Consider the following 25,017-nt stretch of genomic DNA (forward strand, 5'->3'; position numbering starts at 1 on the left):
TTTTGGCTGTGATTAAGGGGCGTGGGTCAGACCAAAGTAGGGGATTTGTTTGCCAAAGCAGTTTGTTAAATTCTATCTGTCCACAACTTTTACTTAACCTAATAACAAAAAATAAGGATGGTGCCAATGTCTACCCAAGACAATGCTTCGGCCTACTGGTCCGAAAACCTGCGCATTATCACTACCTACCTCTCTGTCTGGTTTGTAGTGTCTTATGTGTGTGGGATCTTGCTTGTTGATACCCTGGATGCAATTCCGTTTTTCGGCTTCTCGCTGGGTTTCTGGATCGCTCAACAGGGCTCAATCTTCATCTATGTTGCTCTGATCTGGATGTATGTAGCCAGCATGAACAAACTAGATGAAAAATACGACGTTCACGAATAAGAACAATAAGAATTGAACTGAGGAAAATTATATGAGTCTTGATCTACTTACTTACCTGTTTATAGGGGGATCTTTTGTCCTCTATATCGGTATCGCTATCTGGGCCCGTGCCGGGTCAACAAAAGAATTTTACGTAGCGGGCGGTGGTGTACACCCAGTCGCAAACGGTATGGCAACTGCTGCAGACTGGATGTCAGCTGCTTCCTTTATCTCCTTGGCGGGTCTGGTGTCTTTCATCGGTCGTGATGGTGCGGCTTACCTGATGGGCTGGACTGGTGGTTACGTGCTGCTGGCGATGCTGCTTGCTCCTTATCTGCGTAAGTTTGGTAAGTTTACGATTCCTGATTTTGTTGGTGATCGTTACTACTCCAAAACGGCGCGCCTGATTGCGATTATCTGTACTATCGTAATCTCCTTTACTTACGTTGCGGGTCAGATGCGTGGTGTTGGTATCGTATTTTCTCGTTACCTGCACGTTGATATCAACACGGGTGTTGTTATCGGTATGGCAATCGTATTCTTCTACGCTGTATTGGGTGGAATGAAAGGTATTACCTATACTCAGGTAGCTCAGTACTGTGTACTGATTCTGGCGTTCATGGTTCCAGCAATCTTCATGTCTATGCAGGTTACCGGTCACTTCCTGCCACAGGTTGGTCTGGGTGCGACGCTGGATTCCGGTCTGTCAGTATTGGCAACCCTGGATAAATTATCGATTGATTTAGGTTTTGCTGAATATACGGCAGGCAAAAAATCAACTGTTGATATCTTCTGTCTGACAGCGGCTCTGATGGCTGGTACTGCAGGTCTGCCACACGTAATCGTTCGTTTCTTCACGGTTCCACGTGTAAAAGATGCGCGTACTTCTGCTGGTTGGGCTCTGATCTTTATCGCTATCCTGTACACAACTGTACCGGGTGTTGCTGGTTTCGGTCGTGTAAACCTGATTCAGACTATCAACGGTGCTGATAATGCGGGTACTTCTTATGAGACTATGCCTACCTGGTTCAAGAACTGGGAAAATGCGGGTCTGTTAGGATGGCACGATTATAACGGTGACGGCAAAGTTCAGTATGCTGCTGGTGCGGCGTTTAACGGCGCTAAAGGTAAGCCTGCTTACGATGGCGATGCTCGTGGTGAGCACGGTGAGCGTGCGGTAACTAACGCACATGCAAACCCTACTGCTAAGCCAGGTGTTCCATTTGCCAACGAAGTATACGTTGACCGTGACATCATGGTACTGGCTAACCCTGAGATCGCTCAGTTGCCTAACTGGGTAATTGCGTTGGTTGCTGCGGGTGCGGTTGCTGCGGCACTATCGACTGCGGCAGGCTTGTTGCTGGTAATCTCTACCGCGATAGCGCATGACTTGATGAAGACGATTATTAATCCGAATATCTCTGAGAAGCAGGAGCTGATGTATGCCCGTCTGGCAGCAGTGGTGGCTATCTGTATAGCAGGTTACTTCGGTATTAATCCGCCCGGATTTGTGGCGCAGGTAGTGGCACTGGCCTTTGGTCTGGCTTCTTCCTCTGTGTTCCCGGTTATCGTGATGGGTATCTTCAATAAGCGCATGAACAAAGAAGGTGCTATTGCAGGTATGTGTGTAGGTCTGGGCTCTACTATGGCTTACATGATCTACTTCACCTTCATGGGTGGCGATAAAGCGGACCTGTTCCTGGGTATCTCTACTGGTGGCTTCGGTGCTATTGGTATGGTACTGAACTTCATCGTGGCGTATGTTGTTTCAATGATGACTCCTCCTCCTCCAGCGGAGATTCAGGAAATCGTTGAAAACATCCGTGTACCACGGGGTGCTGGTCAGGCTCACGCACACTAAGATCTGAATAGATCTGACTAAATGCAAGGCGCACCAGCGAGGGTTGGTGCGCCTTTTTTCTTTTTTGTGACCGAATTTTAAGTTACAACAGAGTTTCAGCCTAAAGGGCTATGTCTTAGCGCTTTAATCAGAAATTTTGTAACAGCTTTAGGTTGGGGAGATTGTCTATGCCATCATCTTTTAAAATGGAAAATATGCCGTTCAGCTTGCTGTCAGAGCGAGAGCAGGAGTATCTACGCTCAAGTCTGGATATCGGCTACTACCAGTCCGGTGAAGTTCTTCTTGCTGCTGGTGATGTGCCTGAGGGGGTTTACGTAATCTTCAAGGGGCGGGTTGGTGAAAGTGATGTGGCTGTCGAAGGTGAGGAGAAGCAAGAGCAGGTTTTTGTGCACTACGCTAATGAAGACTACTTTGGTGCCTGGTCGGCTATTCGTGGTACTGCTATTCATAACTTCATCGCTGAAGAAGAAACTATATGTCACATTTTGCCGACTAAAGCCTTGTTGGAGTTGTGTGCAGGCAATAGCCGTTTTGGTGATTACTTTCAGCAAAGCCTGTCTGCCAAGACAGAGATTCAGGCGCAGGAAGGCGGCGATCAGGACATGGCGGAGTTTATGCTTGCGCAGGTCAAAGATGGCTTGATTCGTGAGCCTTTGATTGTGCCTGAGGGAGCATCAATCACGGACGCAACGGTATTGATGCGGGAAAAGCATGCGGACTGTGTATTGGTTAAGCGTGGCAACCGATATGGAATGGTTACGGGTACAGATCTGCTTAATGCGGTTGTGATTGATCGGCTTGACTTGACTGCGGATGTTGCTGATATAGCCAGTTATCGACTGATATCCACCACCTCAGATGATTATCTGTTTAACGCACTGATTACAATGACTCAGCAGCATATCGAGCGGGTCGTGGTGATGGATGATAATCAGCTTACCGGTATTATCGAATTAACGGATGTGCTGAGTTACTTCTCCAGTCACTCTCATGTTATCGGCTTACGGATTGAGCGGGCGAAAACGATAGAGGATCTTCATGAGGCGGCTCATGGATTGAATGACCTGATAAAGGGGTTAGTGACGCACGGCGTGAAAGCGCGTTTTGCTATGGATCTGATTGCTGCCATGAATGGTCGTGTCATAGCCAAGCTATTTGACTTGATTGTGCCTGCGGATATGCAGCCTCATGTGTGCCTGATTGTCATGGGAAGTGAGGGGCGTGGCGAGCAGATTATGAAGACGGATCAGGATAATGCGCTGATCTATCGTGATGGTTTGCAGTGGCCTGGTATGCAGGAGACGATGCAGCTCTTTACTGAAACGTTGATTTCATTTGGTTTCCCTGAGTGTCCGGGAAATATAATGGTTTCTAATCCTGCCTGGGTTAAATCGATAGGCGAGTGGACGCAGCAGTTAAGTGATTGGTCTTATCGATGCGAAGGCGAGGCGCAGATGAATCTGGCCATTGCGGTTGATGCGCATCCTGTTGCAGGTAATGCGGCGCTGTTTAAGACATCCAGAAACTGGTTTATGCGTCATCTGCAAAATAATGATGTGTTTTTCTCCCATTTTGCTAAAGCGTCATTAGAGTTTGATACGCCGTTAACTTTCTTTGGAAATCTAAAGGATAAAGGTGAGCTGGACGTTAAAAAGGCCGGTATCTTTCCTGTCGTGCATGGCATTCGGGCAATGGCGTTGCAATATAAAATTCTGGAAACTAATACCTTCAAACGGATTGAGGCTTTGGTTGAAATCGGTCAGATGAAGGAAGAGCATGGTCGTGAGCTTGCTGAGGCGCTGGCATTGTTTATTCAGACTCGTTTGAAGCAGCAGGTGAAACGGATTGATGATGCTGAAGATGGAGTAGACCAAACGCCTAATATCCTTGAGCTGTCTTCATTGGATAAAATGGAGAGAGATCTGCTTCGAGATGGCATGCATATTGTCAAAGGCTTTAAAAAGAGTCTGACACTCCGGTATCACCTGGGAGGATAGTACGGAATATGATTATTCCAAGAACAATAAGAAAAATGAAAGAGCGTATGGATCATAAAAATGGACCATATGCGCACCTGTTCACGCCTTATGAAGGTGACGAAGTCGTTTCGCTGGATTGCGAAACGACCAGTTTGAATGTGAAGGAGGGTGAGATTCTTTCAATTGGTGCGGTTAAGATTAAAGGGCGTAAGGTGATGACCAGCGAGCGGCTGGATATTAAGCTTAGGCCACCAAAGAGTCTTACCGGTGATTCCATTAAAATCCATAAGATTCGTGCTGCTGATCTGGTTGATGGTGTTTATATGGATGAGGCGCTGGAACAAGTGCTGGAATTCATTGGTAACCGGCCTATTCTCGGTTACTACGTTAATTATGATGTACGCATGCTGGAGAAATATCTGCGTCCAAGGTATGGCTTTGGTTTGCCAGGCAAGGCGATTGAGTTGTCCCATGTGTATCACGATATTATTAAGTGGCGGCATGTGGGCGGGGATGTTGATCTTCGGTTTGATACGATCTCTAAATGTTTGGATATTCCGATGTTGGAGCGTCATACGGCACTGGGTGATGCGATCACGGTAGCACTGATGTATGTGCGGTTGAATTATGGTGAGCCGCCGAAAGCGGGATAGATTTGATGTCAAAAAACAAACGGGCCTATGGCCCGTTTTTTGCTTTATGTATGGTAGGGATTAAATTTTGACATATGTTTGTGTCATAAAATTGGCGAATAAGTTGTTTTGGTGCTTGCTAAGTGGCGGTTCAAACTTATAATGTCAATATATTGCCATTATTGAGGTGGGTATGATTGAGCGTGCAGATATAAATTCAGTATTGCAGCAGATGCGAGAATTAAAGACGCAGGCTCAACAGGGGCCTTCGCCTGATATGAATCGCCCTCAGGGTATTCGTGCGGTTACTGAGTCTCAGGAGGGCGAAAGCTTTGCTGATATGTTTAAAGGTGCGATTGATGGCATCAATAATTCTCAGGCTCAGGCAAAAAGTTTGGCAACGGCTTATGAAAAAGGCGTTGAAGGTGTCGATCTGCACCAGGTAATGATTAGTATGGAAAAAGCGTCGGTATCATTTCAGGCGCTGACTCAGGTGCGAAACCGCATGGTTTCTGCCTATGAAGATGTTATGAAAATGCCGATCTGATTTGACTGGTCAATATAGAATAATAATTAGCAGTAATATCAGGAAACTGGGCTAGATGGAAAACGCGACAGTACAGACAGGAACAGGTGGTCCGGTAGCTTTCGGCTTTAACCGCTTGGGGTTAGTGCGTCAGTTGGGTCTGATGGTCGGTCTTGCTGCCACTATTGCGATCGGTTTTGCTGTTGTACTCTGGTCGCAGGAGCCCGATTACCGGGTGCTCTACAATAATGTTTCCTATGCTGATGCGAACCAAATTGTTGAGCAGCTTCAGCTGAACGGTATTCCCTATAAATTTGATTCCAGTGGCCACAATATCCTGGTTGCCGATGAGTATTTGCATAAAGCGCGCCTGCGTCTTGCTGCAGAGGGTTATACTGGAGATAACACTGTCGGTTTTGAGCTGCTGGATAAGGAGCAGGGGCTGGGTACCAGTCAGTTCATGGAAAATGCACGCTATCGACGCGGGCTGGAAGGTGAGTTAGCACGTACGATAACCAGTATGCTTTCCGTGCGTAAGGCGCGAGTGCATCTGGCGCTGCCGAAGCAATCTGTGTTTGTTCGAGATCAGCGAAAACCAACGGCTTCAGTATTTCTTGATCTGGTGGCAGGACGTCGCCTTGAATCTATCCAGGTTCAGGCCATAGCGAACCTGATCGCTTCCAGTATTCCTGAGCTGGCCAGTCAGGATGTCACCGTTGTTGATCAGAAAGGACGGTTACTTAATACCCGTGATATGGATACCGACGTAGTGCTAGCGGCAAAACAGCTGGAATACACTCGCCGGATTGAAGAGACGCTGGTGAATCGGGTAAACAGTATTTTGCAGCCGGTTGTCGGCGTTGGGCGTTATCGTGCAGAGGTATCGGCGGATATCGATTTTACTGCCGTGGAACAAACTGATGAGATCTATAATCCAGACTTGCCTGCCTTGCGCAGTGAGCAAACAATGGATGAGAGTACTTCGGGGCAGGGGGCTGCTTCCGGAGTGCCTGGTTCTCTCTCAAATCAACCTCCGGGTGCTAGTTCGGTGCCTGAGGTTGTGAATGGGTTGCCAGTTCAGGGTGAGGGGGTTGTTGATCGGCCTGAAGGGCCTAAAAATGCACGCTCTCAGGCGACCCGAAATTATGAGCTGGACCGCTCGATTAGTTACACGAAACATCAAATGGGACAGATTAACCGGCTTTCTGTGGCGGTAGTTGTAGATGATCTGGCAACGACAAGTCAGGATGGTGGAGAACAAACCCGTACGCCATGGGATCAAAATGAGTTAGCGCGACTGACTATACTGGTTAAGGATGCTGTGGGGTATTCGGCGGTGCGCGGTGATAGCGTGAACGTAATTAACTCGCCCTTTGCGGTACCTGATGTTTATGAGGAGGAAGAGATTCCTATCTGGAAGCAGGAGTGGGTGCACGATATTGCCAAGCAGGTGCTGGCTGGTTTGTTTGTGTTACTGCTGGTGTTCGGTCTGTTGCGACCAATTATGAAAAACCTTGCGGTGAGCTCTGCTCAGAAAGCGGCTACTGACAGTGCTAACGCGGCAGCACAGACTGATCTTTCGGCTGACCTTGAATCTCTTGATATGGGTGAAATATCCGGTGATCAAGTGACCTTTAGCGGTATTGATAATGCGCTGGCGCCAACACCAAATGAGACCTATGAGTATCAGCTTAATGCTATTCGCAGCATGATTGCAGAAGATCCGGCAAAAGTGGCGCAGGCGATCAGACAATGGGTATCCGAACATGAATGATCAGGTTACAGAGGGCGGTACAGAACTAACCAATACTCAAAAAGCGGCTGTATTGTTGATCTCTCTTGGCGAGAGTGATGCTGCAGAAGTGTTACGTTATTTGGGGCAGAAGGAGGTTCAGCAACTGGGTTTGTCGATGAGTAATCTCGATAATATTCCTCAGTCTGCGGTGGAGTCGGTCATGGCTGACTTTATGGAGGCTATTAGTGATCAGACGAGTATCGGAATCAATAATGATCATTATATTAAAGAGATGCTTAATCAGGCCTTAGGCGGTGAAAAAGCTCAGTCCCTGGTGGATCGTATTCTGATGACCACGAATACCTCGGGATTGGAAAGTCTCAAGTGGATGGATTCTCGTCAGGTTGCAGATATTATCCGTTTTGAGCACCCGCAGATTCAGGCGGTTGTTTTGGCGTATTTAGATCCGGATCAGGCGGCTCATGTTTTACAGCGTTTTGATGAGAATGTACGCCTTGAAATATTGATGAGAATTACCTCGCTGGATCAGATTCAACCCTCAGCGTTGCAGGAATTGAACGATATTCTCGAAGCTCAGTTTTCAGGGGCAACGAGCCAGACGGCTAGTCTGGGTGGTTTGAAAACGACAGCTAATATCATGAACTACATTGATAGTAGTATTGAGCAAGAGCTCATGGAAAGTATTCGTGAAGTGGATGAGTCTCTGTGCGATCAGATTTCCGATATGATGTTTGTGTTCGATAATCTGATTGATGTTGAAGATCAGGGTATTCAGGTTATCTTGCGTGAAATTAGTACTGATGTGCTTGTGGTTGCATTGAAGGGTGCTGAGACTGGGTTGCAAGAGAAAGTGTTCAAGAATATGTCTAAGCGTGCAGCAGAGCTGCTGCGTGATGATCTCGAGGCTAAAGGTCCTGTACGCGTGAGTGAAGTTGAAGATGCTCAGAAAGAGATTCTGTCGACTGCGCGTCGCTTGGCTGATGAAGGTGAGATTATGCTTGGCGGTGGCGGGGAAGAGATGTTGTGATGAGTATGAAAGCGGTTGATAAAACTGTGATCAGAATTCGTGCGGAAGATGCCCGTGCAGCAGCGCTATGGACCTTGCCTGTTGTCAAGAGTAAGCATGTGGTTGGGTTGGAATGTAAGCCTGAGCCGGTCGTTGAAGAGGCGATTGAAGAAGTTGTAGATGGTCGTCTAACACTTTCTGAGCTTGAGAAGATCAGGGAGGATGCTTATCAGGAAGGTTTGCTGGAGGGGCATAAAGAGGGGGTGGAACAAGGGCTTGAAGAGGGGCGGGCTAAGGGACAGGCGGAAGGTCTGGCTGCGGCTCGTCAGGATATCGAAGCTCAGCTGGTGCTGTTGAATGCGCTTAAGGATCAGCTGGATCAACCCCTGAAACAAGTAAACTCGCAGGTTGAAGCGTTGATCGTTGCGTTGATTGCGGAATTTGGTCAGGCGGTTGTCGGCGCACAGGTTGAATTGGATGGTGCTCTGGTTGTAACGGCGGTTGAAGATGCGATTGCGCAATTGCCGCAAACGGGTAGTGATATTAAAGTGCTTCTTCATCCTGAGGATGTTCCGGCGCTTGAACCTTTGCTGGTGTTGAATGAACACTGGTCGCTGGTGGAGGATGCTTCGCTTTCCAGGGGAAGCTGTAAAGTGCTCAGCGGTTATGGGTTGATAGATAATACTCTGGAACGTCGATTCGATGCGGCCTCTGAGCGCTTGCATCAGGCGTTGATTCAGCTGCCGGATGAGGCCGGTGGTGACGCTTCAATGCCGTCGGAATCCCATGAATGAGCCTCTCCTAGCACGTCTCTCTCGCCTGAAAGGGCTCGATTATAAAATTCCAGCCCCGGTTTCCCATGGGCAAGTTACCCGTCTGATTGGTTTGACCCTGGAAGCTGTTGGTATTAAAGCGTCTATGGGGGAGTACTGTCTGATTCATCCAGATAAAGGTCCCCCGGTTGAAGCAGAGGTCGTGGGTTTTTCAGGCGACCGGCTCTATCTTATGCCGATTGATATGGTTGATGGATTAGCTCCAGGTGCCAGAGTTAGCCCTCTACAAGGTGGTGGGGATGTAGCGGTCGGCTTTGAATTGCTGGGAAGAGTTATTAATGGTGTAGGCAAGCCGTTAGATAGTTTAGGGCCGCTTGGTTGTGCTGCTACTGTGCCGTTGCAAGGGAAGAATATTAACCCGCTTAGTCGTCAGCCAATTAATCAACCGCTTGATGTGGGTATTCGAGGCATTAACTCATTACTGAGTGTGGGGCGAGGTCAGCGGCTTGGCTTGTTTGCCGGTAGTGGTGTCGGCAAGAGTGTGCTGCTGGGGATGATGACCCGGTTTACTGAAGCCGATATTGTGGTTGTTGGCTTGATTGGTGAGCGGGGGCGAGAAGTAAAAGAGTTTATCGATCATAGTCTGGGCGAAGAAGGGATGCGTCGTTCGGTCGTGGTGGCTTCGCCTGCTGATGAATCGCCTTTGATGAGGTTGAGAGCTGCGCAATTAGCAACCCGGTTGGCTGAGTATTTTCGTGAGCAGGGTAAAAATGTATTGTTATTGATGGATTCGCTGACTCGCTATGCTCAGGCACAACGGGAAATTGCGCTGGCGGTGGGCGAGCCGCCTGCGACGAAGGGGTATCCACCGTCGGTATTTGCCAAACTGCCTAAACTGGTTGAACGTGCTGGGAATGGTGAGCAGGGAAGTGGTTCAATTACTGCGTTTTATACGGTGCTTACAGAAGGGGATGATCAGCAGGACCCAATCGCCGATTCGGCCAGGGCTATTCTTGATGGGCATATCGTACTTTCACGGCAGTTGGCTGAGCGGGGGCATTATCCTGCTATTGATATCGAACAGTCCATCAGCCGGGCGATGCCGCAGGTGGTTTCGCCAGATCATTTGCAGGCTGCCATGGGGTTTAAGCAGTTGTATTCAAAATTCCAGCAGAATAGTGATTTGATCTCTATCGGGGCTTATGTTCGCGGGAGTGATGCAGAGACGGATTTTGCGATTACGCGGATGCCGCTGATGAATGCGTTTTTGCAGCAAGGTCTAAAGGAGTCTTATGGATTTCAAAAAAGTCTGACGGATCTGGCTTTGGTCTTAACGCCCAATCCCCAAGGGGATCAGCAGACTGCGCAGCAAAATATTAGCATGGGTAATCAGGCTCAGTGATGAAGCGTTCAAAGCGACTTAAAGTCGTCCTGGATCTTGCTGAACGAAAGCGTAAACAAGCCGAGCAGTGGCTTGGGCAGGCGCAATCTAAGGTGCAACAGGGGGAAGAGACGCTGGTGCAGTTGCAGGATTATTATTCAGATTATGCAAATAGTTTTTACAGTGCGGGTAGTGGCGGTGTAACGCCAGGGCAGTTGCAGACACATCAGGCCTTTATGCAAAAATTGAGAGTGGCGGTTGAGCAGCAGAAAAATGCTCTGCTGATGGATCGTGCGCAACTTGAAAAAGTAAAAGAGCATTGGCAGGCAGCCTATCGGCACTTTAAGTCTGTCGATTCATTGGTAGAGAAATTAAAGCGAGAAGAGCTGTTGCTGGCAGAGAAGCAGCAGCAGAAAGAGCTTGATGAACGCTCACAATTGAAGCGCCCTCCTTTTATCTAAAAATTATGGCATTGAATATGCATCTCTCTAGCTCAGGCACTATTTGCCGGGGAGTTTAGTATGAGTCAATCGCTTTCGGCTTCAGCGGGAGCCGGATCTTTATTAAGTATTGGAACGGTGTCAGCAACGAGTGCTGATGCAGCTATTCAAGGTGTTTTGGGTGAAACTGCTCAGATCGTTCAATCCTTCGATAAGTCGATGCAGCAAGCGAATCAACAACATTTACCCGCTGCTACAAAGCAGGCGCAGGGCGGTCAGAAGTTGCCGGAAGGGGGTGAATCGTTGCCCTCTGTGGATGCGCAGAGTACAGATGAAGCTTTCTCTTTAGTTAAAGTGTCTGACGCGTCTGTTAATAGTGCTCTGGAAGGCGAAGAGGGAAAGGTTGCTCTCGATCAGTTTCAGCAAGTGTTGTTTCCAGCGGCAGATCAGAATTTTCAAAAGATATCGGCTGCAGAATCTGTAGGAAATTCAGCGTTGCAGCAAATAAATAAGCATCGTGATGTTGATCTGACGGTTAAAGCAGACTCTGCGTTGCAACAGGTAGGTGGTCGTAGCGTGCTTCCCGATTCGGCTGGTGAGAATGTCGGGCGTTCACAAGTTACATCTGATATGACTGAAGCTGCGTTATTCAAGCAGCCGATATCGGGTGCTCAGGCCCGGAGTGAAGCTCCTGTAGCGGAGGCTGCTCCTGTTGCCGGGATTCATAATCCACAGCGAACGGAGCTTTCTGGGCGTCTTATTGAATCCGGTGTGAATCGAACGGTATCGGTACCTGTTCCAGAAGCAGCGGCTGGTAAGATAGAAAACGCGCCGGTGATTACCGCTTCATCGTCTCAATCAGACATTGCTGTTAAGTCAGAAATGCTAACTATGCCGGTTACCGGGGGCGTTGAGTCAAATGGAGTCGGTCAGGGTCAGAGTGTGGTGGATTCACCAGTGACGGCAAGTCTGCTGGATGCAGAAAAGCCAGTCATAGCGCAAGGTTCTGCTTCACCTTCAGGAGCGCCTCGAGAAAAGGTGGGGGAGGGGAGCAATACTCAGGAGCCTGAAAAAAATCCATTTTCTGAATCAATTGCTCAAATCGTACGTGAGACCGGGCTGGCAAGTGCGCAGTTGACTGAATCTGCGAATCCCGTAGCTGAAGCGGTAACTCGTCTGGATATTCCAGTGGGTCAGGTGGTGGGGTCTAAGGTAGCTGCGGGGATCTATGTGACGAAACATGAGATGTCTGCAAAAACAGATTTATTTTTTACCAGCGCTGAATCACAGCTACGTTCCCCGTCGACTGAGGTTGTTCAGCCCTCTGTCCGGCAGACCGCAGAGTCTCTCGTTCAGTCAGGAAACGTTATGGCCAGCACACAGCAGGTGGCCGGTGATCTTAGGCAGCAGATAAAGACGGGTGGGGTTGAGTTCGATAAATTGCCAGGTGTTGAGCCGGCGGCTCGCTCTGAAGGGCGTCAGGAGGCACTGCTTACCAGCTTTGCAGATTCTCTGACCGCCGCTAGCAAGGTCTCTCGTGCAGCGGCAGAGCCTATGCAGTTGTCCATGCCTAATGGTGCTCGACCGGGGATGCCCGCATGGGGGCAGGCGGTTAATGACCGGGTGATGATGATGGCGTCAAAAAACGGGCAGTTTGCAGAAATTCAGCTAGATCCCCCAGAGTTAGGTTCGCTGCAGGTTAAGTTGCAGGTTAAAAATGAACAGGTCAGTGTGGTGTTTAATACGCCCCATGGAAGTGTGCGGGAGGCTTTAGAGCAGAATATGCCGCGCTTGCGCGAGATGTTTGCCGAGCAAGGACTTAATCTGTCTGAATCTTCGGTGCATGATCAAAGTGAAGGACAGCAGCGCAGGGAGAGTGATGATAGTGATGCAGCTGGGCTTTACACAGATTATCAGGGTGATTCTGGAGAGGAGAATGAATCTGGCTTGATGCAGCAAGAGAGTCTGTCGCTGGTAGATTATTATGCCTGATAAATGATCTTCTTCTTAAACTGAGAGGAGTCTGCTTCCGCTGCTGAATCAGTATGTTATATTACGCATTGGGTCGTGATTTAACGCATAGTGCCGGTTTGACCGGTTCACTGTTTGTGAGGCAAAAGATGGCTGAAGAAAATACCGAAACAGTTGCGGATGAAGCGGCTGAGGGTGGCAAAAAGTCTGGAAAGATGAAGTTGATCCTGATTGTGGTTGGGGTGCTTCTTATCGCAGTGATTGGTGGTGTTGGTGCTATGTTCATGCTGGGGGGCTCTGATGATGAGGCTGCTGCTGCGCCTGCAGAGCCAGCAAAGCCAGCTCAGGCACTGTATACCAAAATTAGAACTTTGGAAGGCAGTCCTTATTTCACCGTAGTTGTGCCAAGCAATGATGACCGTACTCACTATATGCAGATATACGTTGAGGCTAAAAGTCGTGATGATGAAGTAGTTGCTGCTTTAACCAAGCATATGCCTAAAATTGTATCGAACCTGAATCGTCTTTTTTCCAGTCAGTCTTTTGCTGAGATACGGACTGCTGATGGGCGGCTAAAGTTGCAGCAAGCTTCTTTAAAGGAAATTCAGACTATTATGCAACAAAGGATAGGTAAGCCTGGAATTGAAAAAGTGCTCTTTACCGGGTTTGTAATGCAGTGATGGATAACCTGTTATGACAGTTAAAGATCTGCTTTCACAGGATGAAATCGACGCTCTTCTGCATGGTGTAGATGATGGCGACATAGAGACTGATGAAGATGTCGCTGAAGAAGAGGGAGAGGTCAGGGTTTATGATCTTGCCAGTCATGAGCGTATTGTTCGTGGCCGGATGCCCACTCTTGAGATGATTAACGAGCGCTTTGCCCGGCATACCCGAATCTCTTTGTTTAACCTGCTGCGCAATAATGCCGATGTCTCCGTCGGTGGTGTGCAGATAATGAAATACTCCGATTATATTCATACACTTTACGTTCCCACCAGTATTAACCTATTACGAGTATCGCCTTTGCGCGGTACTGCGTTGTTGGTAATGGATGCAAAGCTGGTTTTTAAACTGGTTGATAGTTTCTTTGGTGGCGATGGCCGGCATGCAAAAATCGAAGGGCGGGAATTTACGCCGACTGAGATCCGGCTGATAAATAAAGTTATTGGCCAGTTTTTCGTTGATCTCGAGGGCTCATGGGAGCCAGTTATGCCGCTGAAGTTTGAGGTGAGTGGGCATGAGGTTAATCCGGCGATGGCGAATGTGATCAATCCATCTGAAGTGGTTGTAGTGAGTAGTTTTCAGGTGGATATGGAGGGTGGAACTGGCGAGTTCCACGTTACGATGCCTTATTCAATGCTGGAGCCGATTCGGGATATCCTGATTTCAGGTTATAAACCTGCAGAAGAGGAGTTGGATGAGCAATGGCTTACCTCTCTGAAGGGCGATATGCTTGGTGCACCAATGGATCTGGATCTGGTGATTGCTGAGAGGCAAATGAAGTTACGGGATGTAATGCAATTTGAAGCGGGCGATGTTATTCCCATCGATATTGCTGATACCTTGTTGCTCAAAGCTGCCCGAGTCCCCATTTTTAATTGTAAACTGGGTACCTCCAGAGGAAACCTGGCTGTAAAAGTTATCAGTCGGACTAAAAATGACTAAATCGATAAACAGAGCGTATCACTCATGAGTAATGACGAGATTGAGAATCAGGATCAAGACGCGGGAATGGATGACTGGGGTGCTGCTATGGCAGAGCAGGCTCAGGCTGAGGTTGGCGCTGCGAGTAGCCAGTCGATTGATCTCGATGAACTGAGGGATGAAGGCGTAGCGCTGGATAACCCTAGTATGGATGTGATTCTTGATATACCCGTTAAATTATCGATGGAGGTTGGACGCTCAGATATCTCAATTCGTAACTTGCTCCAGCTCAATCAGGGCTCGGTTGTAGAGTTGGACCGGGTTGCGGGTGAGCCTCTTGATGTTTTGGTTAATGGCACTCTGGTCGCTCACGGAGAGGTTGTTGTCGTGAATGATCGTTATGGTATCCGGCTGACTGACGTTATCAGTCCGCAGGAGCGTATAGATAAGCTGAGATGATTCGGTTGTCTGTCTGTTCTTATTTTGGCTCTTGTATTGAGTCGTGCTATCGAATCCTGCTTGTTTTTTTTGGGCTGGGTTATAGTGGTTTGCTTGCTGCCGAGTCAGTGTCTTCTCCAGCGATAGTGCCTACTGTAAGTCAGGCTCGCCCTGTCGTTGAGCCTCTCAATACGGGCTCGGTCGTGCAGATGCTCGCTGGATTGTTACTTGTTATCGGGCTTATCTTTTTGTTGGCCTGGTTGCTTAAACGTTTTACCGGTATCTCTGGACAGCATCGCTCGCTTCAGGTTGTTGCTTCGCTTTCCTTGTCGGCCCGTGAAAAACTGGTGTTGGTTCAGGCAGGCGATAAGCAGCTTCTTTTAGGGGTTGCGCCGGGTCGGGTGAATCTGTTGCAGAGCTATGATCAGCCTTTGATTGAGCCGGGTGTAGCTATGGGGGAGTTTGCAAACAAGCTGCAGCAGGCGTTGAGCCGGAAGGGGACAGAGTGAAAAGAGTCTTAGTACTATTGCTGCCGCTCCTAATGCTTCCCGGGTTGGTTTTGGCAGCGGATCCAGGGATTCCTGCCGTAACCTTAACGACTAATCCAGATGGTAGTGCGGATTACAGTGTAACGCTCCAGATTCTGGGGCTTATGACGCTGCTGACGTTCCTGCCGGCAATTCTGATGATGATGACCTCCTTTGCCCGGATCATTATTGTCTTTGCAATCTTGCGGCAGGCGTTGGGTTTGCAGCAAACGCCCTCTAATCAGATTCTGGTAGGGCTGTCATTGTTTCTGACGCTTTTTATTATGTCGCCGGTTCTGGATAAGGTTAATGAGCAGGCTGTGCAGCCATATTTAAACGAAGAGATGACTTCCGTCGATGCTCTGGTTGCTGCTAGCAAACCATTTAGAGGTTTTATGCTGGCTCAGACTCGAGAGACCGATCTTAATCTGTTTATGAATATCTCCAGGACTGAAGCGGTTGAAACGCCGGATGATATTCCTTTTACCGTGCTCGTGCCCTCTTTTGTTACCAGTGAACTGAAAACTGCCTTTCAAATTGGTTTTATGCTCTTTATTCCTTTTTTGGTGATCGACCTTGTTGTCGCCAGTGTGCTTATGGCGATGGGTATGATGATGTTATCGCCAGTGATTATTTCATTGCCGTTTAAGATTATGCTATTTGTGCTGGTGGATGGTTGGGCTATGGTTATAGGTACGCTGGCCGGCAGCTTTGTGGTTTAGGGCTGTTAAATGATTTTTCTTTGCGATTGTATATGAGGGTTTGATATGACACCGGAGATGGCTCTTGATCTGTTTGGCGAAGCGCTATTTTTAGTGGTTATATTAGTTGCTGTTATCGTTGTGCCCTCGTTGATGGTGGGTTTGCTGGTTTCTACTTTTCAGGCTGCAACTCAGATTAATGAGCAAACGTTGAGTTTTTTGCCTCGCCTGATTGTTACCTTGTTGATGATTATGTGGGCTGGCCCCTGGATTCTTGGGCGATTGATGGACCACTTTAGTAATATCTTTGCTAACATCCCGTTGTTTCTGGGCTAGCCGGTGCTACAGCTTACAACGCTCCAGATAGAGCAGTGGATGGCTCAGTTTCTCCTGCCCTTCTTCAGAATTGCGTCTTTTTTCATGGTAGTGCCGATGATTGGTACTCAGTTGGTCGCTGCGCGAATACGCCTGGGTCTGGCGCTGGCTATGACGGTTGTGCTGCTGCCGGTATTGCCGGAGATGCCGCTTTTGAGCGGAATGTCTCTGCAAACCTATATTCTGGTGGCGCAGCAGATTGTTATCGGCACGGCGATGGCGTTTGTGATCCAGGTGCTGTTCCAGGTGTTTGCCTTGGGCGGGCAATTGATATCTTCTCAGATGGGTCTGGGCTTTGCGTCTGTTAGTGACCCAGCCAATGGTGTGTCTGTTGTTGTTCTCTCTCAGCTATATCTCATGCTGGTGATGCTTTTATTTATGGCATTTAACGGTCATTTGGTGATGTTTGAAGCGTTGGCCAGGAGTTTTTTTGTGCTCCCTGTCTCTGAAGGAGCTATGCCTGCTTCAGGTTATATGGCGCTGGTAAAGTCAGGTAGTTGGATGTTGTCGAGCGCGCTATTGATGGCATTGCCTGCTGTAACCGCGCTTCTGGTGATTAATTTTGCCTTCGGTGTGATGGCGAAAGCGGCTCCGCAGCTTAATATTTTCGCTATCGGATTTCCGTTTACTATGTTGATGGGATTGATTATCGCCTGGGCAAGCCTGGAAGGTTTTCTCGGACAGTATCAGCGGTTTATTTCGCTGGCTTTCGATTACCTTGATCTGGTTATCGGTGTCGGGAGGCTTTAGGTATGGCTGAGGAGAGCGGTCAGGAGAAAACCGAAGAACCCACGGCAAAGCGGTTACGTGATGCCAAAGAAAAGGGGGATATTGCGCGATCAAAAGAATTGGCGACGACAGTTTTGTTGTTATCTGCTGCAGCCGCTGCAATGATGTTTGGTGGTCAGGTCGCTGATGCTATGGCGGGCATGATGAGGTTCAATTTCAGCCTGGACCGGCAGTCTGTGATGGACCCTGCGTTGATGTTCACGCATCTGGGGTTTTCGTTATCAGAAGCATTGAAATCACTGTTTGGCTTCTTTTTGGTGTTGTTGGTGGCTGCGTTTGTTGGGCCTGTTGCGCTGGGAGGCTGGAATCTTAGCATGAAAGCGATGGCGCCGAAGCTGAGTCGAATTGATCCATTGGCAGGCATTAAGCGCATGTTCTCTTTGAAAGCGTTGATTGAACTGTTTAAAGCATTGGCTAAGTTCTTGGTTGTCGGTTCGCTTTCCTTTCTGGTGTTATTGGTCTCTAAGCAAGAGTTGTTTTCATTGGGGGCGCAGGATGTTTTTCCAGCAATGTCTCATGCGACAGAGATAGTAATCTGGGCGTTTCTGGTGATGAGCCTGACAATGATTCTGATCTCCCTGGTCGATGTGCCTTTTCAGATCTATGACTATACCCAAAAGCTGAAAATGACTCTTCAGGAAGTCAAAGATGAGATGAAGAATACTGAAGGTAAGCCCGAAGTGAAGGGGCGAATCAGGCAGCTTCAGCGTGAAATATCCCAGCGTAAGATGATGTCCGCAGTGCCCGAGGCTGATGTGGTTATCACAAACCCGACGCATTATGCGGTGGCGCTTAAGTATGATCAGAGTGGTGGTGGAGCTCCATTTCTTGTGGCGAAGGGTGCTGATTTTGTTGCCCTAAAAATTCGCGAGATAGCTGATGCTCATGAAGTGCCTGTTCTTTCCTCTCCAGCGCTTGCTCGCGCGATATACCACTCAACAGAAGTGGAAGAGGAGATTCCTGCTGGCTTGTTTAAGGCGGTGGCAGAGGTGTTAGCGTATGTTTTCCAATTAAAGCGGCATAAGCAGCGCCAGGGTCCGGCTCCAATAGATATCTCTCCGGATCTGGATATTCCTTCAGAATTACAGAAAGACGAATAAGACCCTCCAAATAATCCGCGTATGTTTCCGTGATATGGCTGGATTCTTGCAATAATCATAGAATGGCAGGTAAAGCGTCAAAAAATTGATGTTTTACATGCGTATTAGTGTTATTTTTTCAGGCTGTAACTTATTATTATTTCTATGACGTATTTTTGACGCTTTGCTTGTGGGCAAAGATGTTCTTCGGGGTGTAAGTGGATAGAGCGGCGATTTACGGTAATGTGCGCAGCGCAGGGAAAGGGAATCTGGGTATTCCTTTTCTGCTTCTACTTGTGCTCGGCATGGTTACACTGCCGATGCCACCTTTTCTTCTTGATACCTTGTTTACCTTTAATATAGCGCTGTCTATTGTTGTCTTGCTGGTCTGTGTCTATGCGATGCGGCCATTGGATTTTGCTGTTTTTCCTACAATTCTACTGATTACCACGCTAATGCGTCTGGCGCTGAATGTTGCCTCGACCCGAATAGTGCTTTTGCACGGTCACGAAGGGGGGGATGCGGCAGGTAAGGTGATTGAGGCCTTTGGTGAGGTGGTAATCGGCGGCAACTATGTTGTGGGTCTGGTGGTATTTCTGATTCTGGTGATTATCAACTTTGTCGTAGTGACCAAAGGTGCTGGGCGCATCTCGGAAGTAAGTGCTCGCTTTACGCTGGATGCGATGCCGGGCAAGCAGATGGCAATTGATGCGGATCTGAATGCCGGTTTGATTAGTCAGGATGATGCAAAGCTGCGACGACAGGAAGTAACTCAGGAAGCCGACTTTTATGGTTCTATGGATGGTGCGAGTAAGTTTGTCCGGGGTGATGCAGTTGCGGGTATCCTGATTCTGGTGATTAATATTCTCGGAGGACTGGGGATAGGGATGATGCAGCATGATCTCTCCTTTGATCTGGCGGCGCGTTATTATTCATTGCTGACTATCGGTGATGGTTTGGTTGCTCAGATTCCATCCTTGCTGCTGTCTACCGCCGCTGCGATTATGGTAACCCGGGTTAACTCATCTCAGGATATGGGTAAGCAGGTTATCAGTCAGTTATTTGGCTCGCCTAAAGCGTTGGCGGTTGCAGCTGGAATCCTGTTTATCATGGGCTCGCTTCCCGGGATGCCTCATGTGGCTTTTTTGTCGCTGGCGATTGCTGCGGGTGTTGGGGCGTATTTTATTCAGCAACGAAATGTGGCTGCAGAGGCGCAGGCAGCGGAAGAAGCGCCGCAGCAGCCTAAGCCGTCTGAAGCTGATCAGGATATTAAAGAGCTGGATTGGGATGATGTAATGCCGGTGGATATGATCGGCTTAGAGGTGGGTTATCGGTTGATACCGATGGTGGATAAGTTACAAGGTGGTCAACTACTGAGTCGGATTAAAGGTGTGCGAAAAAAACTCTCGCAAGATCTTGGTTTTCTGGTTCCGTCGGTGCATATACGGGATAACCTGGATCTGATGCCCGGCGCTTATCGAATAACCCTGATGGGCGTTTCTGTCGGTGAGTCAGAGGTTTATCCCGACCGGGAATTAGCTATTAATCCGGGTCAGGTGTTTGGGGCTTTAAAAGGAATTGAGGTTAAAGATCCCGCCTTTGGTCTTGATGCTGTCTGGATCGAACAAAGTCAGAAAGAGCAGGCGCAGACCCTGGGTTATACAGTAGTGGATGCAGGAACTGTCGTAGCAACGCATCTTAATCAGATCTTACAGGCTCACTCCCATGAGCTGATGGGACATGATGAAGTACAGAAATTATTGGACCTTCTGGCAAAAACGTCCCCAAAACTGGTAGAAGAGTTGATACCTGGACGTCTTTCTGTGAGTACACTATTGAAAGTGCTGCAGAACTTATTAATGGAACAGGTGCCGGTCCGGGATTTCAGAACAATTACAGAAGCGTTAGCTGAGGCTGTAGCGCGTACTCAGGATCCTCAGGGGCTTACCGCAGCAGTGCGTATTTCGCTGTCAAGGATGATTGTTCAGAATATTGTCGGCAGTGATGATGATTTACCTGTGATTACGCTTGATCCGCAATTGGAACAGTTGCTATTGGGATCGGTACAGCAGGGAGAAAGTGGTGATGGTTTGGTGATTGAGCCAACGATGGCTGAGCGATTACAAAGCTCTCTTGCAGACGTAGCGCAGCAGCAAGAGATTGCAGGGCGAGCGTCGATTTTATTGGTTGCTGCGCCTATCAGGCCGTTGTTGGCAAAGTTTGTTCGCTATGGGGAAAATCAGATCAGTGTGCTCTCCTATCAGGAAATTCCTGAAAACAAACGGGTGACAATTATTGCTACAGTGGGTGGACAGGGTCAGGCCGGTGTCTGATCAGGTAAATAATAGAGACGGTTATGAAAGTTAAACGCTTTTTTGCTCCGGATATGAGACAGGCTATGCAGCGGGTTAGGGATGAGATAGGTCCTGACGCTGTCATTGTGTCTAATCACCGCGTTGCGGGTGGTGTCGAAGTTGTGGCTGCACATGAGCATGAATACGAGGCAGCGCAGCAGGAATTCAAGCGTAAGCGGGCGGCGGAAAGCTCCAAAAAACAGCAAGGTAAGCTGAAAAGTAATCTTGCAGAAGAGTTGCGCAAGGCACAGGCTCGTATTGCGACAGCCCAGGATGGTGGTGCTGAGCCGCGTCAAAAAAATCGCCAGATGGATGGTGATGATGAAGAACTCAATGAAATTCTCGATACCCTTAAAAAGCGACAGCGTGGAAGGGCTTATCAGGCGCCGCGTGTAGAAGAAAAGCCTGCTAAGGTGATGCGTCCGCAGTTAGATCCTTCCCGGCAAGAACGACAGATGGCGTCTCCTGTAGAGCCTGTTCATCAGGGGGTGGATGATGAGCGTGAGGTTATTCAATCGTTAAAGCTGGAGATTGACTCACTTAAAAATATTTTAAGCCAGCCCCAGGCTTCGCCCCAGAGAGTCGTTGAATCGCACGCTGCTCCAGCTTCTGAACGCTCACGACCGACAGCGAGTCCCATCGCGCCGAAAAAACCAAAACCTCGCCATGAATTGGCTGACTCCTCAGTTGTAAAGGTGGAGCGAAGACTTGAACGAATTGGTTTAGGGCCGCAGATTAGTCGTCAGCTATCCGCAACAGTTGGAGATGATGATGTGCTGGATGATGCATGGCGCTCTGCTCTGACTCGCTTTAGCGATAATATTCCAGTGATGGGAGAGGACTTTGTTGAGCGAGGAGGAATGATTGCGTTTGTTGGGCCGACCGGTGTGGGAAAAACGACTACGATTGGAAAGCTGGCTGCTCGCTATGTATTGAAGCATGGTAGCTCTAGCGTGGCGTTGGTAACAACGGATTCATTTAGGATAGCTGCGCATGAGCAGTTGCTGACTTTCGGTCGTATCCTGGATGTGCCTGTACGGGTTGTGGATGAGAATAACCCTCTGGAGGAGGTTTTGACTTCCCTCCGGGGTAAGCGGTTAGTGTTAATTGATACGGCAGGTATGAGTGCTCATGAGCCCCATACTCAGGCACAGCTAAGTATGTTGGATGAGGTGACTGTCAGAATGAAAAAGCTGTTAGTCCTGTCTTGTTCGAGTCAGCGTCATGTTATTGAGAGTGCTTACGAAACTTATGCGCCACTTGGGCTGCATGGTTGTGTGCTGAGTAAGCTTGATGAGTCGGGTAATCTTGGCGAAGCACTGGATCTGGTGATGGAAAATGGGTTGTCAGTGAGTTACGTAACTGATGGGCAGAGAGTGCCGGATGATATTGATGTAGCGCATAAGAAAGATCTGGTGAGTCGGGCGGTGGTAACCGCGCAAAAGGCGAGTCGTAGTCACAGGGTTTTCAGCGAGCACCAGCAGGAGCGTCTGGCCCGGGATGAACAATGGGAGAACTGAGTTGCTAATAAAGCAGATTGCAGCGAGAACGTTGGAATACATGGCCGTAATGGATGGTTGGAATGAATAGTTCCAGACCGGTCAAAGTTATTGCGGTCACCGGTGGTAAGGGTGGTGTAGGTAAAACTAACGTCTCTGTGAATATGAGTCTCGCGCTGGGAGAGATGGGTCATCGTGTTGTTTTAATGGATGCGGACCTTGGACTGGCAAACGTTGATGTTCTTTTAGGTGTTAAAACTGAGCGTGATATTTCGAATGTGCTCTCGGGTGAATGCAGTCTTAAGGATTTGCTGGTAGAGGTGGATACCAATGTCAGAATTGTGCCCGCTGCTTCAGGTACGCAGGAAATGACATCGCTGAGCGTGCACGAGCATTCCGAACTGATTCATGCCTTCAGTGAAATTGCCGATGATCTTGATGTTCTGGTTATTGATACTGCAGCGGGTATTTCCGATGCAGTAGTGAGTTTTGTTAAAGCGGCACAGGATGTAGTAGTTGTCGTCTGTGATGAGCCTACTTCCATCACTGATGCTTATGCGTTGATGAAGTTGCTTAACAGGGATTACAAGATGACTCGCTTCCGCGTACTGGCGAATATGGTTCGCTCTGAGCAGGAGGGGCGCAATATGTACAGTAAGCTGCTGACAGTAACTGATAGGTTTCTTGATGTGACCCTTCAATACCTGGGGGCAATCCCTTATGATGAGTCAGTAAGAAAGGGTGTGAGGCAGCAACGTGCTGTTTTAAAAGCATTTCCCCGGAGTAAAGCGTCGCTGGCTTATAAACAGTTAGCGACAAAGGTTGACGCCTGGCCAGTACCCTCAAATCCGCGGGGGCATCTTGAATTTTTTGTTGAGCGTTTGGTTAGTGGCGCCTGAATAACCGGAGTCAGAGTATCCTCTATGTATAATCAGCTTCAGTTTCGCTCAAGTCAGGAAATAATTGAGCAGCATGGTACTTTGGTAAAGCGAATTGCCCATCACTTGTTGGCGCGATTACCGAATACTGTTGTGCTGGAAGACTTGATTCAGGCAGGTATGGTGGGTTTGTTAGAAGCGGCAAAAAAATATGATGCCAGCAAAGGGGCTAGTTTTGAAACGTATGCGGGTATCCGTATTCGTGGTTCTATCATCGATGAAGTGCGTAGGGGGGACTGGACACCGCGTTCGGTGCACCGAAATGGTCGCCGGGTGGCTGAAGCGGTTCAGGTAATTGAGACGCGCACCGGGCGGGATGCCCAAGATGGGGAGGTTGCTGCTGAACTTAATATCAGTGTGACTGAATATCATGCATTATTAAAAGATTCAGCAGAGAGTCGGCTATTTAGTTTTGATAAGCTCACCAGTCCTCAGGATGACGGGCCGGGAGAATATATTGCCGGTAGTGAACCTGATCCTTCTGAACAGTTTGAACAGGAAGATTTTGTTAAAGCGATCGCCCAGGAAATTAAAGGCTTACCGGAAAGAGAAAAACTGGTGTTATCTCTGTATTACGATCAGGAGCTCAACCTGAAAGAGATTGGCAAAGTGCTCGGTGTTAGTGAGTCAAGGGTGAGTCAGATACATAGTCAAGCTGCGCTGCGTTTACGTAGTCGTTTAAAAGAGTGGCGGTAAGGTTCGGAGGTTTATGCCCACGTTCTGAGACCGTCGTACAGTATTTGTGTTAGGAGGGATTGTCTTGAATAAAGACATGAAAATTCTGGTTGTAGATGATTTCTCAACGATGCGGCGGATTATCAAAAATCTGTTACGTGATTTAGGCTTTACTAATATTGTTGAGGCCGATGATGGCGCAACAGCGTTACCTATTTTGAAGTCTGGTGGCATTGATTTTCTGGTGACCGATTGGAACATGCCAAAGATGAATGGTATCGACCTTCTGAAGCATGTGCGGGCCGATCCTGAGTTGCGCCACATTCCTATTCTAATGGTGACAGCAGAAGCTAAGCGTGAACAGATTATTGCGGCTGCTCAGGCCGGTGTGAACGGTTATATAATAAAACCGTTTACTGCGGGTGTGCTGAAGGAAAAAATTGCTAAGATTTTCGAACGCCTGCAGGGCTAGGAGGCGCGCATGTCTGATATAGATGCTATTCAGGATCAACGTCGTTTCGAATTAGAGTTGAAAACGCGCGCTGAAGAGTTGGTGGAACTGCTGAAGCAGGGCGATATACCCCAGGCGATGCAGTTAGTGCAGCAACTAAATGAGCTACGACACCAGGCGCTTTATCATGAAGTGGGAAAACTGACCCGGGCGGTTCATGACGCGATAGTGGGTTTTACTGATGATGTCAGTAGCACTGAGCTATTACAGGACTCCAAACACCATATCGCTTCTATTTCCGATGCCAGTGATCGCCTTTCTTATGTGATTGAACTCACCGAAAGCAATGCACATAAAACGATTGATCAGGTAGATGAATCGTTGCAGTTGGTTAGACAGCTCGAACAGGGTTTTCAACTGCGTAAAGGGTTGCTCGAAGAGTTAGCTGCCGTAAAAAGCGAAAAACCTGAACTGGCGGATTTGCATCAGAAGCTGTGTTGCTATGCAGAAGACCATTCCGAGGCACTCGCTGATCTCAAAGAGCGTTTGACTGCGATTATGCTGGCGCAAGAATATCAGGATATTACCGGTCAGCTGATTAAGCGTGTTATTCAGCTGGTGACCGATATTGAAAATGAGCTGGTAGGCTTGATGGAAGTCGCATCGAGGGTAAATAGCCTGGGTGTTTTATCTTCGGATTCCCAGACTGATTTGCCGGACTCTCAAGATAAAGAGAAGCCGCAACGGTCTGCGATTGAAGCTGAAGGTCCGCAAATGGCCGGTCGTAATAAAACTGAGGTCGCATCCAATCAGGATGATGTGGATGATCTTCTTTCCAGTCTGGGCTTTTAACGGG

25 protein-coding genes are annotated in these 25,017 nt (G+C 48.3%); all 25 read left to right on the forward strand.

Annotation, left to right across the window (positions count from 1 at the left end; genetic code table 11):
• Positions 1-126 precede the first annotated feature (126 nt).
• The 25 genes from AMJAP_RS02955 to AMJAP_RS03075 all read left to right on the forward strand — a co-directional run bounded on the left by AMJAP_RS02955 (position 127) and on the right by AMJAP_RS03075 (position 25,013).
• The gene (locus tag AMJAP_RS02955; RefSeq protein WP_019622982.1) at positions 127-384 is read left to right on the forward strand and encodes a DUF4212 domain-containing protein; all 258 of its coding nucleotides are present in this window, start codon (positions 127-129) and stop codon (positions 382-384) included.
• 31 nt (positions 385-415) lie between these two features.
• A complete protein-coding gene (locus AMJAP_RS02960; protein WP_019622981.1) occupies positions 416-2,224 on the forward strand; it encodes a sodium:solute symporter family protein in 1,809 nt (602 codons plus the stop codon).
• Between the two features lie 167 nt (positions 2,225-2,391).
• A complete protein-coding gene (locus AMJAP_RS02965) occupies positions 2,392-4,221 on the forward strand; it encodes a DUF294 nucleotidyltransferase-like domain-containing protein (protein ID WP_019622980.1) in 1,830 nt (609 codons plus the stop codon).
• Between the two features lie 8 nt (positions 4,222-4,229).
• Positions 4,230-4,856: a 3'-5' exonuclease gene (locus tag AMJAP_RS02970; protein WP_040404959.1), complete on the forward strand. Its 627-nt coding sequence runs from the start codon at positions 4,230-4,232 to the stop codon at positions 4,854-4,856.
• 172 nt (positions 4,857-5,028) lie between these two features.
• The gene (gene fliE, locus AMJAP_RS02975) at positions 5,029-5,382 is read left to right on the forward strand and encodes a flagellar hook-basal body complex protein FliE (protein ID WP_019622978.1); all 354 of its coding nucleotides are present in this window, start codon (positions 5,029-5,031) and stop codon (positions 5,380-5,382) included.
• A 55-nt stretch (positions 5,383-5,437) separates the two neighbouring features.
• Complete coding sequence (gene fliF, locus AMJAP_RS02980) at positions 5,438-7,135, forward strand: flagellar basal-body MS-ring/collar protein FliF (protein WP_019622977.1); 1,698 nt, start codon at positions 5,438-5,440, stop codon at positions 7,133-7,135.
• Entirely contained in the window at positions 7,128-8,144 is a 1,017-nt protein-coding gene (gene fliG, locus AMJAP_RS02985; RefSeq protein ID WP_019622976.1) for a flagellar motor switch protein FliG, read from the forward strand. The genes fliF and fliG overlap by 8 nt, the downstream gene beginning before the upstream one ends.
• Positions 8,144-8,917, forward strand: coding sequence for a flagellar assembly protein FliH (locus tag AMJAP_RS02990; protein WP_019622975.1), 774 nt, complete (start codon positions 8,144-8,146; stop codon positions 8,915-8,917). The genes fliG and AMJAP_RS02990 overlap by 1 nt, the downstream gene beginning before the upstream one ends.
• Positions 8,910-10,298: a flagellar protein export ATPase FliI gene (gene fliI, locus AMJAP_RS02995; RefSeq protein WP_019622974.1), complete on the forward strand. Its 1,389-nt coding sequence runs from the start codon at positions 8,910-8,912 to the stop codon at positions 10,296-10,298. The genes AMJAP_RS02990 and fliI overlap by 8 nt, the downstream gene beginning before the upstream one ends.
• Positions 10,298-10,738, forward strand: coding sequence for a flagellar export protein FliJ (fliJ, locus tag AMJAP_RS03000; protein ID WP_019622973.1), 441 nt, complete (start codon positions 10,298-10,300; stop codon positions 10,736-10,738). Before fliI ends, fliJ begins: the two co-directional genes overlap by 1 nt.
• A gap of 60 nt (positions 10,739-10,798) precedes the next feature.
• On the forward strand, positions 10,799-12,709 hold the full coding sequence (locus AMJAP_RS03005) for a flagellar hook-length control protein FliK (protein WP_019622972.1): 1,911 nt from the start codon (positions 10,799-10,801) through the stop codon (positions 12,707-12,709).
• 128 nt (positions 12,710-12,837) lie between these two features.
• Positions 12,838-13,368 (forward strand): flagellar basal body-associated FliL family protein, encoded by a 531-nt coding sequence (locus tag AMJAP_RS03010; protein ID WP_026340247.1) that lies wholly within the window; start codon positions 12,838-12,840, stop codon positions 13,366-13,368.
• 13 nt (positions 13,369-13,381) lie between these two features.
• Complete coding sequence (gene fliM / locus AMJAP_RS03015; protein ID WP_019622970.1) at positions 13,382-14,356, forward strand: flagellar motor switch protein FliM; 975 nt, start codon at positions 13,382-13,384, stop codon at positions 14,354-14,356.
• A gap of 24 nt (positions 14,357-14,380) precedes the next feature.
• A complete protein-coding gene (gene fliN / locus AMJAP_RS03020) occupies positions 14,381-14,794 on the forward strand; it encodes a flagellar motor switch protein FliN (protein ID WP_019622969.1) in 414 nt (137 codons plus the stop codon).
• Positions 14,791-15,282: a flagellar biosynthetic protein FliO gene (fliO, locus tag AMJAP_RS03025; protein WP_019622968.1), complete on the forward strand. Its 492-nt coding sequence runs from the start codon at positions 14,791-14,793 to the stop codon at positions 15,280-15,282. The genes fliN and fliO overlap by 4 nt, the downstream gene beginning before the upstream one ends.
• A gap of 32 nt (positions 15,283-15,314) precedes the next feature.
• On the forward strand, positions 15,315-16,022 hold the full coding sequence (gene fliP, locus AMJAP_RS03030) for a flagellar type III secretion system pore protein FliP (RefSeq protein WP_019622967.1): 708 nt from the start codon (positions 15,315-15,317) through the stop codon (positions 16,020-16,022).
• Positions 16,023-16,067: 45 nt separating this feature from the next.
• Complete coding sequence (fliQ, locus tag AMJAP_RS03035) at positions 16,068-16,337, forward strand: flagellar biosynthesis protein FliQ (protein ID WP_019622966.1); 270 nt, start codon at positions 16,068-16,070, stop codon at positions 16,335-16,337.
• Positions 16,338-16,340: 3 nt separating this feature from the next.
• A complete protein-coding gene (gene fliR / locus AMJAP_RS03040) occupies positions 16,341-17,126 on the forward strand; it encodes a flagellar biosynthetic protein FliR (RefSeq protein WP_040404955.1) in 786 nt (261 codons plus the stop codon).
• A gap of 2 nt (positions 17,127-17,128) precedes the next feature.
• Positions 17,129-18,265, forward strand: coding sequence for a flagellar biosynthesis protein FlhB (flhB, locus tag AMJAP_RS03045; RefSeq protein WP_019622964.1), 1,137 nt, complete (start codon positions 17,129-17,131; stop codon positions 18,263-18,265).
• 197 nt (positions 18,266-18,462) lie between these two features.
• Positions 18,463-20,577 (forward strand): flagellar biosynthesis protein FlhA, encoded by a 2,115-nt coding sequence (gene flhA, locus AMJAP_RS03050; protein ID WP_019622963.1) that lies wholly within the window; start codon positions 18,463-18,465, stop codon positions 20,575-20,577.
• Between the two features lie 23 nt (positions 20,578-20,600).
• Entirely contained in the window at positions 20,601-22,118 is a 1,518-nt protein-coding gene (gene flhF / locus AMJAP_RS03055; RefSeq protein WP_019622962.1) for a flagellar biosynthesis protein FlhF, read from the forward strand.
• Between the two features lie 62 nt (positions 22,119-22,180).
• The gene (locus tag AMJAP_RS03060) at positions 22,181-22,996 is read left to right on the forward strand and encodes a MinD/ParA family protein (RefSeq protein ID WP_019622961.1); all 816 of its coding nucleotides are present in this window, start codon (positions 22,181-22,183) and stop codon (positions 22,994-22,996) included.
• 24 nt (positions 22,997-23,020) lie between these two features.
• A complete protein-coding gene (locus AMJAP_RS03065; protein ID WP_019622960.1) occupies positions 23,021-23,731 on the forward strand; it encodes an RNA polymerase sigma factor FliA in 711 nt (236 codons plus the stop codon).
• 76 nt (positions 23,732-23,807) lie between these two features.
• A complete protein-coding gene (locus AMJAP_RS03070; RefSeq protein WP_019622959.1) occupies positions 23,808-24,182 on the forward strand; it encodes a chemotaxis response regulator CheY in 375 nt (124 codons plus the stop codon).
• Positions 24,183-24,191: 9 nt separating this feature from the next.
• Positions 24,192-25,013 carry a protein phosphatase CheZ gene (locus AMJAP_RS03075; RefSeq protein WP_019622958.1) on the forward strand — a complete coding sequence of 274 codons (822 nt, stop codon included), beginning with the start codon at positions 24,192-24,194 and terminating at the stop codon, positions 25,011-25,013.
• Positions 25,014-25,017 lie beyond the last annotated feature (4 nt).

The sequence above is a fragment of the Amphritea japonica ATCC BAA-1530 genome, assembly GCF_016592435.1.
Taxonomy (GTDB): Bacteria; Pseudomonadota; Gammaproteobacteria; order Pseudomonadales; family Balneatricaceae; genus Amphritea; species Amphritea japonica.

What these genes read in the sequence shown, in the direction of transcription:
- AMJAP_RS02955 (WP_019622982.1), top strand. Translation starts at nt 127, where the DNA reads ATGTCTACCCAAGACAATGCTTCGGCCTACTGGTCCGAAAACCTGCGC.
- AMJAP_RS02960 (WP_019622981.1), top strand. Translation starts at nt 416, where the DNA reads ATGAGTCTTGATCTACTTACTTACCTGTTTATAGGGGGATCTTTTGTC.
- AMJAP_RS02965 (WP_019622980.1), top strand. Translation starts at nt 2,392, where the DNA reads ATGCCATCATCTTTTAAAATGGAAAATATGCCGTTCAGCTTGCTGTCA.
- AMJAP_RS02970 (WP_040404959.1), top strand. Translation starts at nt 4,230, where the DNA reads ATGATTATTCCAAGAACAATAAGAAAAATGAAAGAGCGTATGGATCAT.
- fliE (WP_019622978.1), top strand. Translation starts at nt 5,029, where the DNA reads ATGATTGAGCGTGCAGATATAAATTCAGTATTGCAGCAGATGCGAGAA.
- fliF (WP_019622977.1), top strand. Translation starts at nt 5,438, where the DNA reads ATGGAAAACGCGACAGTACAGACAGGAACAGGTGGTCCGGTAGCTTTC.
- fliG (WP_019622976.1), top strand. Translation starts at nt 7,128, where the DNA reads ATGAATGATCAGGTTACAGAGGGCGGTACAGAACTAACCAATACTCAA.
- AMJAP_RS02990 (WP_019622975.1), top strand. Translation starts at nt 8,144, where the DNA reads ATGAGTATGAAAGCGGTTGATAAAACTGTGATCAGAATTCGTGCGGAA.
- fliI (WP_019622974.1), top strand. Translation starts at nt 8,910, where the DNA reads ATGAATGAGCCTCTCCTAGCACGTCTCTCTCGCCTGAAAGGGCTCGAT.
- fliJ (WP_019622973.1), top strand. Translation starts at nt 10,298, where the DNA reads ATGAAGCGTTCAAAGCGACTTAAAGTCGTCCTGGATCTTGCTGAACGA.
- AMJAP_RS03005 (WP_019622972.1), top strand. Translation starts at nt 10,799, where the DNA reads ATGAGTCAATCGCTTTCGGCTTCAGCGGGAGCCGGATCTTTATTAAGT.
- AMJAP_RS03010 (WP_026340247.1), top strand. Translation starts at nt 12,838, where the DNA reads ATGGCTGAAGAAAATACCGAAACAGTTGCGGATGAAGCGGCTGAGGGT.
- fliM (WP_019622970.1), top strand. Translation starts at nt 13,382, where the DNA reads ATGACAGTTAAAGATCTGCTTTCACAGGATGAAATCGACGCTCTTCTG.
- fliN (WP_019622969.1), top strand. Translation starts at nt 14,381, where the DNA reads ATGAGTAATGACGAGATTGAGAATCAGGATCAAGACGCGGGAATGGAT.
- fliO (WP_019622968.1), top strand. Translation starts at nt 14,791, where the DNA reads ATGATTCGGTTGTCTGTCTGTTCTTATTTTGGCTCTTGTATTGAGTCG.
- fliP (WP_019622967.1), top strand. Translation starts at nt 15,315, where the DNA reads ATGCTTCCCGGGTTGGTTTTGGCAGCGGATCCAGGGATTCCTGCCGTA.
- fliQ (WP_019622966.1), top strand. Translation starts at nt 16,068, where the DNA reads ATGACACCGGAGATGGCTCTTGATCTGTTTGGCGAAGCGCTATTTTTA.
- flhB (WP_019622964.1), top strand. Translation starts at nt 17,129, where the DNA reads ATGGCTGAGGAGAGCGGTCAGGAGAAAACCGAAGAACCCACGGCAAAG.
- flhF (WP_019622962.1), top strand. Translation starts at nt 20,601, where the DNA reads ATGAAAGTTAAACGCTTTTTTGCTCCGGATATGAGACAGGCTATGCAG.
- AMJAP_RS03060 (WP_019622961.1), top strand. Translation starts at nt 22,181, where the DNA reads ATGAATAGTTCCAGACCGGTCAAAGTTATTGCGGTCACCGGTGGTAAG.
- AMJAP_RS03065 (WP_019622960.1), top strand. Translation starts at nt 23,021, where the DNA reads ATGTATAATCAGCTTCAGTTTCGCTCAAGTCAGGAAATAATTGAGCAG.
- AMJAP_RS03070 (WP_019622959.1), top strand. Translation starts at nt 23,808, where the DNA reads ATGAAAATTCTGGTTGTAGATGATTTCTCAACGATGCGGCGGATTATC.
- AMJAP_RS03075 (WP_019622958.1), top strand. Translation starts at nt 24,192, where the DNA reads ATGTCTGATATAGATGCTATTCAGGATCAACGTCGTTTCGAATTAGAG.